Annotated in this window: 18 protein-coding genes and 1 pseudogene; 2 read left to right on the top strand and 17 right to left on the bottom strand. The window is 48.1% G+C overall.

The features are described from left to right. Nucleotides 1-14: 14 nt before the first annotated feature. The 4 genes from rlmB to AXFE_RS05225 all read right to left on the bottom strand — a co-directional run bounded on the left by rlmB (nucleotide 15) and on the right by AXFE_RS05225 (nucleotide 2,713). Complete coding sequence (rlmB, locus tag AXFE_RS05240; RefSeq protein WP_052604854.1) at nucleotides 15-845, bottom strand: 23S rRNA (guanosine(2251)-2'-O)-methyltransferase RlmB; 831 nt, start codon at nucleotides 843-845, stop codon at nucleotides 15-17. A 184-nt stretch (nucleotides 846-1,029) separates the two neighbouring features. After that, a complete protein-coding gene (gene ispF / locus AXFE_RS05235; protein ID WP_052604853.1) occupies nucleotides 1,030-1,521 on the bottom strand; it encodes a 2-C-methyl-D-erythritol 2,4-cyclodiphosphate synthase in 492 nt (163 codons plus the stop codon). Between the two features lie 9 nt (nucleotides 1,522-1,530). After that, on the bottom strand, nucleotides 1,531-2,220 hold the full coding sequence (locus AXFE_RS05230; protein WP_052604852.1) for an IspD/TarI family cytidylyltransferase: 690 nt from the start codon (nucleotides 2,218-2,220) through the stop codon (nucleotides 1,531-1,533). A 13-nt stretch (nucleotides 2,221-2,233) separates the two neighbouring features. Continuing rightward, nucleotides 2,234-2,713 (bottom strand): CarD family transcriptional regulator, encoded by a 480-nt coding sequence (locus AXFE_RS05225; RefSeq protein WP_052604851.1) that lies wholly within the window; start codon nucleotides 2,711-2,713, stop codon nucleotides 2,234-2,236. A gap of 148 nt (nucleotides 2,714-2,861) precedes the next feature. On the opposite strand from AXFE_RS05225, the gene AXFE_RS05220 reads away from it, so the two are divergent. Then, nucleotides 2,862-3,521, top strand: coding sequence for a Crp/Fnr family transcriptional regulator (locus AXFE_RS05220; RefSeq protein ID WP_235347629.1), 660 nt, complete (start codon nucleotides 2,862-2,864; stop codon nucleotides 3,519-3,521). Nucleotides 3,522-3,610: 89 nt separating this feature from the next. On the opposite strand, the gene lysS is transcribed toward AXFE_RS05220, so the two are convergent. The 12 genes from lysS to AXFE_RS05160 all read right to left on the bottom strand — a co-directional run bounded on the left by lysS (nucleotide 3,611) and on the right by AXFE_RS05160 (nucleotide 13,470). After that, entirely contained in the window at nucleotides 3,611-5,035 is a 1,425-nt protein-coding gene (gene lysS / locus AXFE_RS05215; protein WP_052604850.1) for a lysine--tRNA ligase, read from the bottom strand. Nucleotides 5,036-5,120: 85 nt separating this feature from the next. Then, nucleotides 5,121-5,945: a type III pantothenate kinase gene (locus tag AXFE_RS05210; RefSeq protein WP_052604849.1), complete on the bottom strand. Its 825-nt coding sequence runs from the start codon at nucleotides 5,943-5,945 to the stop codon at nucleotides 5,121-5,123. Nucleotides 5,946-5,965: 20 nt separating this feature from the next. Continuing rightward, nucleotides 5,966-6,826: a pantoate--beta-alanine ligase gene (gene panC / locus AXFE_RS05205; RefSeq protein ID WP_052604848.1), complete on the bottom strand. Its 861-nt coding sequence runs from the start codon at nucleotides 6,824-6,826 to the stop codon at nucleotides 5,966-5,968. A gap of 69 nt (nucleotides 6,827-6,895) precedes the next feature. After that, nucleotides 6,896-7,408 carry a 2-amino-4-hydroxy-6-hydroxymethyldihydropteridine diphosphokinase gene (gene folK / locus AXFE_RS05200; RefSeq protein ID WP_052604847.1) on the bottom strand — a complete coding sequence of 171 codons (513 nt, stop codon included), beginning with the start codon at nucleotides 7,406-7,408 and terminating at the stop codon, nucleotides 6,896-6,898. After that, the gene (folB, locus tag AXFE_RS05195) at nucleotides 7,405-7,818 is read right to left on the bottom strand and encodes a dihydroneopterin aldolase (protein WP_152625881.1); all 414 of its coding nucleotides are present in this window, start codon (nucleotides 7,816-7,818) and stop codon (nucleotides 7,405-7,407) included. The genes folK and folB overlap by 4 nt, the downstream gene beginning before the upstream one ends. Before the next feature lie 6 nt (nucleotides 7,819-7,824). Then, nucleotides 7,825-8,598 carry a dihydropteroate synthase gene (folP, locus tag AXFE_RS05190; protein ID WP_052604842.1) on the bottom strand — a complete coding sequence of 258 codons (774 nt, stop codon included), beginning with the start codon at nucleotides 8,596-8,598 and terminating at the stop codon, nucleotides 7,825-7,827. Between the two features lie 137 nt (nucleotides 8,599-8,735). After that, nucleotides 8,736-9,323 (bottom strand): GTP cyclohydrolase I, encoded by a 588-nt coding sequence (gene folE / locus AXFE_RS05185; protein WP_052604839.1) that lies wholly within the window; start codon nucleotides 9,321-9,323, stop codon nucleotides 8,736-8,738. Between the two features lie 59 nt (nucleotides 9,324-9,382). Then, nucleotides 9,383-9,940 carry a hypoxanthine phosphoribosyltransferase gene (gene hpt / locus AXFE_RS05180; protein ID WP_052604837.1) on the bottom strand — a complete coding sequence of 186 codons (558 nt, stop codon included), beginning with the start codon at nucleotides 9,938-9,940 and terminating at the stop codon, nucleotides 9,383-9,385. 314 nt (nucleotides 9,941-10,254) lie between these two features. After that, a complete protein-coding gene (gene tilS, locus AXFE_RS05175) occupies nucleotides 10,255-11,199 on the bottom strand; it encodes a tRNA lysidine(34) synthetase TilS (protein WP_082058504.1) in 945 nt (314 codons plus the stop codon). A gap of 85 nt (nucleotides 11,200-11,284) precedes the next feature. Further along, on the bottom strand, nucleotides 11,285-12,349 hold the full coding sequence (locus AXFE_RS05170) for a zinc-dependent metalloprotease (RefSeq protein WP_052604833.1): 1,065 nt from the start codon (nucleotides 12,347-12,349) through the stop codon (nucleotides 11,285-11,287). A gap of 289 nt (nucleotides 12,350-12,638) precedes the next feature. Then, a complete protein-coding gene (rsrA, locus tag AXFE_RS21340; protein WP_152625880.1) occupies nucleotides 12,639-12,878 on the bottom strand; it encodes a mycothiol system anti-sigma-R factor in 240 nt (79 codons plus the stop codon). Between the two features lie 16 nt (nucleotides 12,879-12,894). Continuing rightward, complete coding sequence (locus AXFE_RS05160; protein ID WP_052604828.1) at nucleotides 12,895-13,470, bottom strand: sigma-70 family RNA polymerase sigma factor; 576 nt, start codon at nucleotides 13,468-13,470, stop codon at nucleotides 12,895-12,897. Between the two features lie 364 nt (nucleotides 13,471-13,834). Between AXFE_RS05160 and AXFE_RS05150 the strand changes: the two genes are divergently transcribed. Then, the gene (locus AXFE_RS05150; RefSeq protein WP_160291739.1) at nucleotides 13,835-14,749 is read left to right on the top strand and encodes a DMT family transporter; all 915 of its coding nucleotides are present in this window, start codon (nucleotides 13,835-13,837) and stop codon (nucleotides 14,747-14,749) included. 326 nt (nucleotides 14,750-15,075) lie between these two features. Here AXFE_RS05150 and AXFE_RS05145 read toward each other — a convergent pair. After that, nucleotides 15,076-15,564 (bottom strand): annotated as a pseudogene (locus AXFE_RS05145) (hypothetical protein); the annotation flags it as partial.

Below are 15,564 nucleotides of genomic sequence, written 5' to 3'. Positions count from 1 at the left end.
TGGCAATCAACAGATTATCCGGGGGTGGCGGCTGACCTCAATCTGGCCACCTCAAAAAGTGAAATCGCGGCCGCCGCTGACACATTCAGAGAGTCCAATCGACCCGCCTGGGGAATTCGAACCAACTCGTCGCACCGTTCAGATGTCAAACGCGACAATCCTTTGTCCTCTGAACCCAAGACTAGCGCTAGTCTATCCACCACCATAGGACTTATCGAAAATACGCTGGATTTTCCTCTTACATCAAGTCCTGCTCTAAAAACACCCAGCTCTTCAAGGCTACGAAGGGCACTAGGGACTCCAGAGACCAAAGAAAAGTTCAAGTATTCAACAGCTCCAGCTGCTGCTTTGGCTACAGTGGGGGTTATATGCGTAGTACGATGTTGTGGCAAAACAATACCGGTTACACCTGCTAACTCGGCAGAACGTAGAACTGCGCCAAGGTTGTGTGGGTCTGTAATTCCATCTACAACTACCAAAAACGGCGATTCCACTCCATTGACTAGATCCTCAAGATCAACGTCACGAAGTGCTGCCGCCTTTGCTAATATTCCTTGGCTACCTTCAGATCTAACCTCAGATTCGAACTTGCGTCTTGAGACTGTGAGTAGCGGAATTCTACGATTTAGCGCCAACTCTACAATCTCGGTGACTATACCCTTTCGCTCTACAGTCTCTTCGATCCAGATGTATTCGACAGTTCGCCGCTTGGCGATCAACAACTCTCGAACGGCCTGACGTCCCTCGACTTGTTCACCTCCCAAGGAGCGTCGTTTTTGAACGAAAGATTGTTGATCTCGGCCCCGACGATCTCTGTTTACTGGAGGTCTATTACGTTGTGCCATTGACTCTAAGTTTCCTAACGATTGAGTGGAGCCATAGGGCCCATGTTTGAAAATGGTCCTTAATGGCCATGCGCTACAACACAACCAAAAAGTAATAAGCGACGCCAACCAGAGGTTTCGCTTATTAAAAAATATTTAGATAGATCCTAATGTCCTAGATAGCATTGTCTCGACCTCGTGGAATTTAGGGGTTGAGATACCCCAGAGCGACAGCTTGGGCTACCACTGCCTCATTTCGTCCGAGCGAACCCACGTGTTCAGGGCTCTTAGCCTTTAGAGATACAGGGACCTTCAACAACTCGCTCAATGCTCCCTCGATCATACTTCTATAAGGCGAGATCCGAGGTGTTTGAAGGATAACCGTTACATCCACATTGATTACATACGCACCACGATCTGTCACCATATCAAGACATCTCGCCAACATCAAGGTACTCTTGGCATCCTTCCACTGTGGATCACTAGCTAGAAAATGATCACCGATACCTCCAAGGCCGACCAACCCCAAAATGGCATCTGCTATTGCATGGCAGACGACGTCTGCATCGGAGTGGCCCATTGGCCCACTGCCCGAGGAGATCTCCACTCCTCCAAGGTAAAACTTGCGTGTTGGATCATCTGAAATCGGGTGCAAATCATACCCAGAACCAATGCGCAACTTTGAGAAATCCACCATTACCGCCTCTCAGCTTCCGGGTTGGGCGCCTGATTCTTTTAGTCGGAGGTAGTCATAGAGAGCTCTGGCCACTACCAAATCAGAAGGCACCGTGATCTTAATATTTGTCGTCTCACCCTCTACGTAGGAGACCTCCAAGCCAAGTGCCTGTGCCGTTGAAATATCATCTGTCTGATCCAAAGTCGCCTGGGCAATTGCTCGTGCACTATTAAAATCAAAACCTTGTGGTGTTTGTGCCCCAAAAAAACCACTGCGCGAAATAGATTTTACGTGCCCGAAGTCGTCAATTGACTTGAGAGAGTCCGTGATTGGAACAACGGGAACAACCGCTAAAGCTCCATCGTCAATCTTTGCTATTACCCTACGATAAAGAAGCGAACTAGCTAGGGGTCGAGCCCCATCATGAATAAGAATGCTCCTAGCGCTTTGTGGAACAGCCATGACTCCATTACTCACCGAAGCACTGCGGCTTGGACCGCCGCTAACGACAATGTCAGCCATAGAGTCAAAGGTAGCCAATAAGTTCCCAGGCACAACCAAGACCACCCGATGCGAGTTATTTCGTGCCTGTTCCATCGAGATCTCCAGAACCGATTTTCCCTCAATCAGCTCAAGCATCTTTGGAGAACCAAACCGTATGGAAGATCCTCCTGCCACAACCACGGTCCAGACTTCACCCCTTGTGGAAGTTTGAGCCATTTGTCAGCCTCTTCTAGGCCAATGCTGCGTCGAGCTTAGACTCGGCTTCGGCCTCGGCAACGCCTAGAGCGAACGTCAATTCAGAGACTAAGATCTGGCGGGCCTTCGAGAGCATCCTCTTCTCCCCTGCACTGAGACCTTTATCGTTATCACGAATCGTCAGGTTCCTAACGACTTCGGCGACTTGATAGATATCACCGGATTTAAGTTTTTCAACGTGGTTCTTATAACGACGCGACCAGTTAGTTGGCATACGCGCGTCTTTCTTCTTCAAAACGGCAAAAACCTCTTCAACTTCTTCGTCGTTGATTACCTCGCGGATTCCCACTTCTTCGGCCTTATCAACCGGGACCTTCAATGTCAGATCCCCAAAAGCTAACTTTAGTACGAGGTACTCCTTGGTTTCTCCAAGAAAGTCCATCTCCTCGCGCTTTAGAATTATGGCAGCTCCGTGGTGGGGGTAGACAACTTTGTCGCCAACCTCGAATTTCATATTTCTCCCGAAGCTAGATAGATTTACCCCTTAATTTTAGAGCTAAATTTCCACCTTGATCCCAAATACTTCATCTATTCGTCAAGGATATCCAATCATATACTCTTTTTTGCCACCTTAATCGGAAAAAAGTCGCTAACGTGTCTTTGTGGACATTGTGGAGCTTCTAGCCAATACATCGCTCTTTAGATCGCTAGACAATCAAACGATGGCACTCGTCCTAGCGAGCCACCGACGTATCAAACTCAAACGTGGGGACGAAATCTTCCATGAAAATGATCTCGCCGACTCGCTTTACATAGTAACTTCTGGAAGAATCGCAATCTTGAAGGCATTTTTAGATCGCAAGGAGTCCATGGTGGCGATCATGGAAACTGGAGATCTCTTTGGCGAACTGGGCCTATTCGATGGACAAGGACGATCTGCTACCGCAAGGGCAATTGAGCGCTCAGAGGTGGCTGCCATCTCCTACACGCCGATACGAAGCGCAATTGAGCATCGACCCGTCTTACTCTGGTCACTCCTTGAGCTATTGGCGAATCGCCTACGCCAAACCGATGACGCCCTCACAGATGCAATGTTCCTAGATGTCACCGGTAGAACCGCAAAACGACTCCTGGAGCTGGCAGCCAATTTAGACGAGTTCATAATTCCACTCACCCAAGAAGAACTCGCGGGGCTAATCGGAGCTTCAAGAGAACGAGTCAACAAGACACTTGCGGCCTTCGTGCGGGCTGGTTACATCGACATAAATGACCGACTATATAGGATCAAAAATAGACCACAGCTAGAGATCATCGCCGGATAAATTTTGCCCTATCGATTTGATAGGGCAAAATCACCTCTACTCGATTGCAATCAGGTCATCCCAAACGACCGAGCTTGTCTTTTGTAGATCTATAGCGTTTCCTTGCGCAGAGCCGGAAAAGCTATCACTTCGCGAATCTGAGAGGCATCACACAGCAGCATCGCCAAACGATCGATGCCAATTCCAAGTCCTCCAGTTGGAGGGAGGCCATATTCGAGGGCGCGAATATAGTCTTCATCCATATTCATTGCCTCATCGTCTCCGCCTTGAGCAAGTTCAACCTGATGGGCAAAACGCCTTCTCTGTTCGATTGGGTCATTTAATTCAGAAAATGCGTTTGCTAGCTCTCGCCCAGCTACTATGGCTTCGAAACGCTCGACCCGATCCGCCTTGGACCTGTGGTCCCTAGAAAGTGGTGAAACCTCCCTGGGGAAGTCCATAACAAAAACAGGATCCCAAAGGCTTGACTCTGTCGTTCGCTCGTATATCTCCAGTAGATATTTCCCGGAACCCCATTTGCTATCGCCCACAATTCCAAGTCCATCGGCGATCTCTTTGAGCTTTTCAATCGGGGTCTCGAGCGAAATCTCATACCCAAGAGATTCACTCGTTAGGTCTTCTAAGGTAGCTCTACGCCAAGGCGTTGTAAAATCAATCTCTCTGTCTTGATATGAAATCTTTGTCGTACCAAAAGCATCAAATACCAAATAGGCAACCAAGTTTTCAGTCAAGGTCATCATATCTTGATAGTCCGCGTATGCCTCGTAAAGTTCTAGCATGGTAAATTCAGGGTTATGACGAGGAGAAATTCCCTCGTTCCGAAAGACCCTTCCAATTTCAAAAACTTTATCGAAGCCACCAACGATCAATCGCTTTAGGTAGAGCTCAGGAGCAATCCTAAGGTATAACTCCATGTCTAGAGAGTTGTGGTGAGTTATGAATGGCTTAGCTAAAGCGCCTCCGGCAATTGGATGCAATAGAGGAGTCTCTACCTCTATAAAATTCAGGTCCTCGAGGTAACGTCTCATCTTCGACACCATGCGAAATCGTCGAGTCAGTGCGACTCGGGTCTCTGGGTTAGCCCAAAGATCCACATAGCGCTGGCGATATCGAGTATCTACATCTGAAATTCCGTGCCATTTATCGCCAAAGCTCCGTTGCGCTCTTGCAAGCAAAACAAAGCTATCTATAAAGAGTGAAAGTTCTCCCTTTTTGGTCTTACCTACAAAACCCCGAGCGCCGATCCAGTCTCCCAAATTCAAATCGCCAAAAGCATCAAATCGCTCAAGATCATTCGATCGCGCAAAGAGTTGGATTGCTCCGTGCTGATCTCTCAGTTCAGCAAATGCAACCTTACCTTGTCGACGAAGAAGCATTACACGCCCTGCTAGGCTATGGCGTTGCGTCGTAACCTCGCCATCGGCGATATCTCCGAAGGTGTCACGAATTTGCTTTGTCGTCATGTCGGGGTCGAAAGTATATGGAATCTCAATATCAGAGATATTCTGCGCCACAGGAGCCCCTTTGGAATACGAAATTAACTGTCATCTAGCTTTAACTGCCAGTCTAAAACGCGTACGAGCCAAATGAGCAAAATCGTCAACGCACTGGTGTGAAATTCTTCTCGTATAAAAGTCGCAGTCCGTGCAATGTAAGCCATGGCTCCACCGCATCCACCTCTTCGCAATATGGCGCTACCACCACTGCAAGACCTCCGGTTGCAATCACTTTAGCCTCTTGACCCAACTCCGCTTTAAAGCGCCGGGCCATTCCATCGGTTTGAGCAGCAAAGCCATAGAGAGCACCGGACTGGATCGATTCAACGGTGGATTTGCCAATGACACCCCTTGGAGCGACCAACTCGACCTTTCTAAGTGCCGCAGCCCTCGATACCAGCGCATTCATGGAGATCTCAACCCCCGGACAGATTGCTCCCCCTAAATATTCTCCTTTGGCAGAGACCGCATCAAAGGTCGTGGCTGTCCCAAAGTCAACGACTATAAGTGGCGAACCATAGAGATCCATTCCGGCCACAGCATCTGCTATTCGGTCAGCTCCTACCTCTTTAGCGTTATCGTACAAGATCGGCATGCCTGACCTAACTCCAGGTCCAATTATCAGGGGTACGACACCGAACCAATTATCCGTCATCTCCCTCATGGTCTGAGTGACCGAGGGAACCGTAGAGGAGATTACAACTCCACTGATCGAGCTCAATCGATCGAGCCCTTTCATCCCTAGGAGTTGCACCAATAAGAGCGCGTATTCATCCGCGGTCTTCTCTGCGACTGTAGCGACTCGGAAATGATGAGTCAAGCCGAAATCAGCACTCCGCCCAACCTTTACCTCACCCATTACGAGGCTTTGAGACTCATAAACTCCAATTACGGTGTTGGAGTTACCAACATCTATCACGAGAAGCACTGACGCCTAGCCTCCAAAACTTACTTATCGAATACCCCAATGTTATCGATAAGACGAACTCCGTCGTAACTCGCCGCTATAAAAAAGCGAGATCCATCTTCAAATAGCGAGATCTCTTCGAGACTCTCACCTCGCACATGTGCAACATAATCGACCTTGCATTGGGCACCTTCGCCCCCAGCGCGATCGATCAAAATATTAGTCATCGATTCAAGTACCTCATCTGAAGGTTCGTTTTGAATCGCCAAGCCACGGCCAAATGAAAAAGCTGCATAAATTCCAGCTGCAGCTTTCCTTGCTCGAGGCGTCAAGAGAAGGTTCCGCGAAGACATAGCCAAACCATCCACTTCGCGTAGAGTTGGCACCACAAAAATCTCAATGGGAAAATGAAACTCGCGCACCAGCCGATTGATCACCTTGACCTGCTGGTAATCTTTTTCGCCAAAGAACGCCGTTGCGGGACCAATACAATTGAAAAGCTTTCCAACCACATTGGCTACGCCATCGAAGTGACCCGGCCGAAACTTACCTTCGAGGCCCTCAGAGATGCCCTCTACTCTAAAACCTATCTGCATTGGCTTTGGGTGCATCTCATCTTCGCTTGGGGAAAAGACCAGCGCAACCCCAGAATTCTCAAGCAAACTTAGGTCGTGTGCCAGATCTCTTGGATAGCGCTCAAAGTCCAAAGGGTTATTGAACTGCAGTGGATTCACAAAGACCGAGACAACAACCAAATCGCACTTTTGCTTAGCGGCCAAGACTAAGGAAAGATGGCCTCGGTGTAACGCTCCCATTGTCGGCACAAAGCCGATCTTCAAGCCTTGGGCTCGGCTCTCCTGAGCAAAATCAAAGAGCTCTTCGCAATTGTCTATTACCTGCAACCTTTATCGCCTACCTAAATCAATTGGATTTAACCAAATAGCACACAAGGATCATTGTTCGCCAGGACTCTAGCTATACCAGCTCGAATCCGAAGACCTAATCACATAGGAATCTGCCATCGCCGGCTCATCGTCGGTAATTGCCATCGTAGCCGACAAGTCAAAACGCCCCTTGAGGTCCAGCCTAAGTGCAATCTCGGGCGACAACTCATAGAGTGGCGCCAATACAAAGAGTCGCTCATGAGCTCTAGGGTGTGGAATCACAAGATCACTATCGTTTAGCTCACCGCCACTCCAATAGATAATGTCGATATCCAAAGATCGCGGAGCATTAGGATAGGGTCGAACTCTTCCTGCGCTTTCTTCGATTCGATGCAACATCTCAAGCAAGAGATGAGGTTCCATGTCGCACTCGATCTCAACGGCGATATTGTAAAACTCCGCCGCCTCATCGCGCATTTGCATCGGTGAGCTTCTATACAAAGAAGAGACGGCAACGAGGAAGGGAATTTGATCCAAACCCAACCGTAAAAACTTCCTGCGATCTCCTAAATTGGAGCCCATGGACAGAAAGTAAGTCAATCGGATTCTCCATTTCTGTTCAGGGTCACCTCAACACCCACATAGGCCAAATCAGAAGGCATAGGTGGGCGCAGTTTCTTGACCAAGACCCAAATCGACAAGATAGTATCGAAGCGTTCCATCAAAGTCAGGGCAATTACGTAACCCAACCTTTCGACCAGATCAAAGCTCATCCCTTGGACGATCTCTTCTACTATCGTCGCTGCTAGCGAATAGTCTACGGTGCCACTGATATCGTCATAAAGAGCCGCATCTTGGATGCTCAGCCTCATCTTGAGACTGATGGAAAAGTCCTGGGGTGTCAGGCGCTCCGAGGGTAGCAACCCGTGAATTCCCCTTACAACTAAGTCCCTGACCTCAACGACTCCTAATTCAATGGCAAAAGAGGAGCTGTTAGTACCTTTCGTCATAAACAATTAACGGTAGCCGGCAAGACGACAAAGATCGATGGTCTCTTTGACATCATGCACCCTCATGGCTGATACACCGTGGCGATAACACCATGCCGCGGTGGCCAGCGACCCCTCCAAACGATCCTTTGGCGGGGGGATCTCACCTTCATATCGCGCCGCTACTTTTCCTATAAATGTCTTACGCGAGGTGCCTACCAGAACCGGAAAGTCACAATCAGCAAGAAAGTCAATCTCCCTCAGCAAGGCTAGATTATGCTCAATTGTCTTGCCAAAGCCAATCCCTGGATCAATCCACACTTCGGAGATTCCTAGACGTCTCCCATATTCGCCGCGTTCAATTAGAAAGTTCCTAACTTCGAAGACGACGTCACTATAGCGAGGATCGCGCTGCATTATCTCCGGTGAAGCTTGCATGTGCATGGCCACCCATCCCACCCCCAAATCTGCGGCCACGTGCGCTAGCCCTGAAGAAATGTCGTTGATCAAAGTTGCACCTGCCAAAACGGCACGCCTTGCCACTTCCTCCTTGGTGGTATCAACTGAGACTCGCACAATGGGGCTAAGTGCCTCAACGACTGGAATTATCCGTCTCATCTCTTCGCGAGCATCTATCGAAAGCGCCCCTGGACGGCTAGATTCCCCGCCAATATCCAAGATATCTGCACCGGCTTGAGCCAAAGAAAGCCCGCGAGAAATCGCCTTTTGTGTATCGAAGGTCTCTCCACCATCGGAAAAAGAGTCGGGCGTGACATTTACAACGCCCATAACTAACTTCATCTTTAATCACCCCTCAATTGACCTTTAGCCATGGCTCTGACCAACCATCGGATCTCTTCTTCCAATTCCATAAACAACTCGACAAAGGAGCCAGAGTTACTTCCTTGCAAAATCACAATTCCAATCCAAGTGAAAAGCTAAAGATCATCTGAGTCAGATCGGAAATCATCCATGATAAGAGATCTAGCTTCACGGCGTAGATCGCTATTACTGGTTAACACTCCCCTGGATGCCACAGTCACAAGGCAAGAACCTGTGTCTTTAGTCTCACGCATTGTCATGCAAAAATGAGTACCTCGCACCACTACCAAAACTCCGGCTGCACCTATTCCATCTTCAATAGCCTGGGCAATCTGACTTGAAAGTCTCTCTTGAATTTGGAGGCGTTTTGAAACTACTTCGACGACTCGGGTCAGGTTTGATGCACCCGCGATCAACCCTGCCTCTCCCGGAAGATAACATAAGCTGACTTTGCCGTAAAATGGCAGCAAATGATGTTCGCACACTGAATGAAAGGTAATGTCATTGACTGCGATCATTTCATGGAACTCACCGCCAAATCCGCCGTTTAGGTATCGTGATGGGTCATCGCTCTCTCCTGAAAGCAAATCACACCAGAGCTCGCCTACCCGTCTGGCAGTAGCAGTACGCGCCTCATCGTCGAGGGGAACCCCTAGGGCGTCCAGAAATGCATCTGCCGCCTGAACGACACGTTTAACATCCACTGGTAACCCCTAACCGTCTCATAGAGCAACCCTGGAGCTTTTAGTAAATAGATCCACAATCAATCGGTCTTATGCGTTGCAATATATGGCAAATTCCTATATTTCTCCGCGACGTCTAAACCATACCCAACGACAAATTCATTTGGAATTGTAAATCCAACAAAGCCAAGATCCAATTCGGTCGCGTCAACACCCTCTTTTACCAACAAAGCGCAGACTGACAAAGAGGCCGGATTACGAAACTTCAGATTACGAATCAGATATGACAAAGTAAGGCCGGAATCAATAATATCTTCGACGATCAGGACATGGCGATCTGTAAGATCGATATCTAGATCCTTTAAGATTCGAACTATTCCCGAGGTCTTCGTAGCCGATCCGTAAGAGGAGACCGCCATGAAATCAAATTCCACCGGTACTTCTATCTGGCGCGCCAGATCTGCCATAAATAGGAATGCTCCTTTGAGAACCCCTATCAAAAGCAGATTCTTGCCTTTATAGACCTCTGAGATCTCTTTACCAAGTTCTCGAACGCGGCGATTCAAATCTTCCTGCGAGACTACAACACCAACCAAATTGGGGTCGTTGCGACTCCACACTTCAGGACCGGACACCATAAAAATCCCAACTGCTCATCATAAATGATTAATCCTAGAAGATCCTAGGCAATATCCGCGGACGATCTCTTGTTCAGATCCTCAAATCCCAACATCTCGAAGAAGAATTCAACAATTACGCATTGATTTTTCTGGCGGAACTCTCGCTTTAGGAGAAAACTCATCGCCTAAAGCTAAGGACCCCCATCCCGAATACTTTTGCTTAGAGAGTCTCGTCGCTTTATGAACCTGCTACAACGCAATGAGCCCATAAATCTTAATTAGTTCAAGATCAAGGCAAAGAAGAGTCTCGGCTATTTGAACGCAGATTTAATCTACTCAATCGTCTTATAGTCAATGACTCCTCGACGCCCCGCTATCTCCAAGCCCCGGGGCAATTGAATCCTAAAATCCAAACGTCCCAAAACTTTACCTTCTAGCTCCTCTATCTGTGCTAACGATGGCGGGTATCCAGTTCGCCGTTCGATCTCCAACCGCAGAGCTCGACGCCTCAGAATTGAATCGGCACCACAAAGCGCTATTGTACTTGTCACATCAAGGCAAAGAGCAAGACTATCTAGATACCGATCTTCATCGAATAGAAGAGTTGCGGTTCTATCAAAAATCGGAACTATGTCACGGTGCGCAATTTGCGCCAATAGAGGAATGACCTCATTTCGAATTCGGTTCCGTAAAAAATCAGGTGAAAAATTAGACGAATCTATAACTGGATTTAGTCGAAGTGCAGAACAAATAGCGATGGTCTCGGACTTCCTCAACGTTAATATAGGCTTAGTCGGATCTCTCGCCATTGCGCTCAAGCCTCGCATCCCACTTCCTCTGAGCAGATTTAGCAGTAGCGTTTCAGCTTGATCGTCCATGGTATGACCCGTCGCGATCCCCTGGGGAAATGCACTTTTACGTTCGTTGCGAGCACGAGCTTCAAGATTGGATCTCCCTTTAACGCTTACTTCAACCAGTTGGAATTGAGCCCCAATCATCTCAGCAAACTCGCTCACAAAGTGTGCTTCTTCGAAAGAGGAGTCCCTAATCTTGTGATCCAAATGCCATATTTTGATCTTGTGACCCGCCGCGACCGCCAAAGAGGCTAGACAGAGCGAATCTGAGCCTCCCGAGACTGCCACATTCAAAATCCCATTCGATGGATCGGGGAAAAAACACCGTTTCAAGATCTGATCGATGGGCTTAACCTCAAGGGAGATTGCCATTCGAATGACTCTTTGCGATAAAATTCGGCTTTGGCTCGATACGATCGACATAACTCAACCATGCTAATGCAAGTAGTGTGAGATGTGAGGAAAGGCGAACTAAAAACGGCGGATAAAAGGCTAGATCAAATCAAAATCAGGACTTGACCAATGGCGTCAAAACTCGCTCCATCCAGCGATCTGGCCTAGAAATCTCATCCAAAGTCGGCATATTTTCACTCGCCATAAACAGAGTTTTGATGCCATCTCTGCCAGCTGCGTCGTCGATGGCTTCAAGGAACGATCTTCCGGCCGCATACTGTTTCACCTTGGCATCTAGTCCATAGAGCTGCGAAACGATTTTGCTAACAAAGTTCGGAGATTCACGTCGATCATGAAGTACCTCCTCGAAGTGATCGGCCTCTTCAATTATCCCTCTTGCTGCACGCGCCATTACAAAATCGGCATGTCCTTCGAGAACGCTCATGAGGCCACCTATCTTCGAGAGCGACTTACGTTGTTCTTCGGAGACAAAGATTCCCGCTAAACCCGCCTCGGCAAGGGGATTTCTACCCACTCTAATGTCCTCTGCTACGCGTACAATCGCCCCAAAAAGATCCGATGGACCCAAGTTGACGCCGTCAATCAAGGAAGATATCAGTGAACGATAATAACTATTCATCCAGCTAACAGATTCAAATTGGACCTTGTGTGTTAACTCGTGCAACAGAACCCATCGCTCAAATTGAGCTCTTGGGAAGCCAAATTTAGCCTCTAGATCCAATATGTTAGAACCAACCATATAAATTGGCACAGTCGTATTCTCGTCAGGGTTTACGTTGGCAAAGAGCGCCGCATCATATTGTCCCAATACCCTTTTGGACATCCATCCAAACAAGAGACCAAACTGAACCGCACCTGCGTTGGCGGAAATGGTTGAAAGACCGCCTGGAAGCTTGTGTGCAAACTTATTCAACATTGGATCCATTAGCGAAGCCATGGACAAAACATTTGAATCTACCCACTCGGATCGAGTAGTACATCTTACGGAAATAGTCTTATCCAAAAGAGTTAGCCCGCTCACATTCTCAACGAGATCAAGCGCTTGACTTCCAAAATCGGATAACGAATCGCTCATTCGCTCGAGCGCGACCTTATCCTCTTTTGGAAAAGTTGAAATTAGACCTTTGGCAACCTTGGCTGCCGTATCCCACGCTATCAAATTAGCACCTCCGTTGCTTTGCCTAAACTAGTCTCGTAGGAGCCAACGAGGCTTATCTAATTGATCTTACGCCCCCTAGTGCGCGGCACTGTAAGGGGCTGATGAGAGTAACAAAACTTTCCACTGTTGTATATGGATAACTTTGTGTCGCAGTTTACCTCTTTGCATATCCGATCTTTTGGATATGCCTTAGAAGGTCTCGACAGTCCGCTTGCCGGGGCTCCACCCACCGCTTCAGTTCTATTTGCCATATTAGGACTAACTCAAACTAAATAAAAATATTCCGCCTTTATCGGGCGGATCCTCGCTCCGAATCGATCAAATTAGAAATCCTTATCCGGAGGCTATCTGGCACTCGATCTCGGAGTCGATTGGCGACCATCTGTCTCAACTCGGATTCAAATTCAAAGGCTTCTAGACACGGTGAACACTCATCTAAGTGATGACGAATCTTAATGCGACGCTCCTCCGTGAGCTCCCCATCTAGAAATGTATACAACCTAGATATCACTTCTTGACACTCGATCATAGAGTTGCTATTAAAACTAATTCCCACTTCGGCCTGCTACCAATCCTCGATTCGTACCAAACTGATACAACTCTTTTTGAAGCGCTTTTCTTCCACGATGAAGCCTCGACATTACGGTTCCAATTGGAACATCCATAATTTCAGCTATCTCTTTGTAGGAAAAACCCTCCACGTCGCTCAATAAAACGGCTAAACGAAACTGGTCAGGAAGCGATTCAATCGCCGCCTTTACCTCATCGTCGGTAAATGACTCTAGCACTTCCTCTTCGGCGGAGCGCCCTGCTTGGGCTGCCTCCAATCCTCCGAGTCTACGATATAGATATAGGTCCTCTACGTCGTCTAGATCACTTTCGTCTGGTCGTCTCTTTTTTGCTCTGTAGGAGTTGATAAATGTATTTGTCAGAATTCGATAGAGCCATGCCTTCAAATTCGTGCCTTCTTGAAATGAACCATACCCCCTGTAGGCTTTAAGGTAAGTTTCTTGAACGAGATCTTCGGCTTCAGCCGCATTTCGCGTCATACGTAAAGCTGCTGAAAATAACGCGTCCATAAACCCCATCGCGTCTTCAACAAACTTGATTTGTTCTGCCATGGTTAAACATCCTACGGTCTTTTATAAGCAGATCCTGTGAAAGGTACCGGTCGTCCAAAATTCATAAAGGCGCTCTCACCTTTAAAAAATCCTCAAATAAACATTAAAGCTGATCCTGAGCCTTAAAGTTCCCACTATTGGAAGCTAGTGCTAATTTCTCGCAATTTGGTCTCACTTTATTTCTTCTCAACTATCAAAATCCCAAGGATCCCGTCGTGTACATTCCGCCAAAACTCAAAGTTGATCCGCATAGGACAAAAGACGACTTGGGTGACTTGATTGGTTTCCCACCAAGACTAATCCGGATTTTTATCCCAAGCAACTACGCCATTTGGTTCCAAAACCTCGCTCTAGAATGGATGACGTGTTTAATTCCCCCGCTCGACGTGGATTCGTATCTCTTGCCAGTGCATCTGTAATTTGGGGTGGGATGTACGTAGCAAGCGATGCGCTAATGCGACAAATTCCTCCCTTTGTCGCTTTAGAACTAAGGGAGTTATTAGCTGCAATAGTTCTAATCGCCATTGCAAAAAGGCGTGGCCTGTTGCACGTGCAGCGCGAAGACTATCTTTCGTTCTTTGGAGTTGGCCTCGTGGGATTTACCATCTCTATCGGGTTTCAATTTACTGGAACCCACGATGCCGGTGCGGGCCTTGGATCTCTGGTCACTGCATCCTCACCTATCCTGATCGCAGTGTTGGGCGTGTTGGTGTTAAAAGAACACGTTCCACTATTGCGGTGGATCGCCATTGCAATAGCCTTTGTGGGAGTGATAGTCGTCCTTGGAACCCCCTCTGGAGGTAGCCAAGCGACCAAAGGTATCGTACTTTTATTAATTGCCATGGTTGCCTGGTCGATCTATACGATATGGAGCCGTCGCCTTCTCGATCGCTACCACGCAATCACGGTCGTTGCCTTAGCGTCGGCAGTCGGAGCAATCACCAGTTTGCCTTTGGCCCTTATATCTGCCGCCAACACCAACTCGCCACTTCCAACGACCCTTTTAGGTTGGGGCGAAGTCGCCTACATCTCCATAATGGGCATGGTCATTGCCTTCTTTCTGTGGGTTTCGGGCTTCAAACACGTTGACGCTTCAAAAGGCGCCGTGATGCTACTGTTCCAGCCATTGACTGGAGTCATCCTGGGAGCAGTAATCCTCGGTGAACATATCAGCCAAGGAACGATCATCGGCGGTCTCCTGATTAGCTTGGGCGTTGCTGGCGCGATCCTTGTGCGAGATAAAAAGGTTGAGCGCCAAGCGTCTCCAACCTTAAATTAAAGACTGAACGCTCGACCCCTATACTGTGACCAAAGTTATCCCGGCATCCAAGCTAGCGTAGCTTTAACCTGAATCCACAGAAATGGACCAGCTTGAGCCCCTCGGTGTGACTCTGAGTCGGTTTTTCGGATCTGATTTAGGTTTGACGGAGGGTCTATGGCTTAAATCTGGTTTCAGAGTGCCAAATATGACCTATTCCCTTTGTGGTTGAGCCTGTTTGGTCATTTTTGAGATTGTGAAATCTCATTTTGGGTATAGTGACCTAATCCCTTGTCTTCTAGAGCAGTTCCTTCAAGTAATATTCAGTGTGTTAGGTAACCAGATCTTCAGGTGATGGCGATCTCAAACTTTCTGATCCGATCAAGAGCCTCTAAGAACTTATCCTTATAGGGCCAGTGTTCTTCAAGATGCAGTATTACTTTTCTAGCTGAACGAGTGATATGTCCTGCGATCTGAAAGTAACACCGTCGAAGCTTTGGTGTGGTGATAACAGTTTCTGTAATAGCACCTATTCGCGCCAGGTTGTGCAGTTGCACCGCGCCAGGTTGTGCAGTTGCACCGCGCCAGGTTGTGCAGTTGCACCGCGCCAGGTTGTGCAGTTGCACCGCGCCAGGTTGTGCAGTTGCACCGCGCCAGGTTGTGCAGTTGCACCGCGCCAGGTTGTGCAGTTGCACCGCGCCAGGTTGTGCAGTTGCACCGCGCCAGGTTGTGCAGTTGCACCGTGCCAGGTTGTGCAGTTGCACCGCGCCAGGTTGTGCAGTTGCACCGCGCCAGGTTGTGCAGTTGCACCGCGCCAGGTTGTGCAGTTGCACCGT

It is taken from the genome of Acidithrix ferrooxidans (assembly GCF_000949295.1).
In the GTDB taxonomy this organism is placed as follows: Bacteria; Actinomycetota; Acidimicrobiia; order Acidimicrobiales; family Acidimicrobiaceae; genus Acidithrix; species Acidithrix ferrooxidans.
Note: the sequence above shows the minus strand (reverse complement) of the source record. Positions and strands in the feature narration are given on the sequence as shown.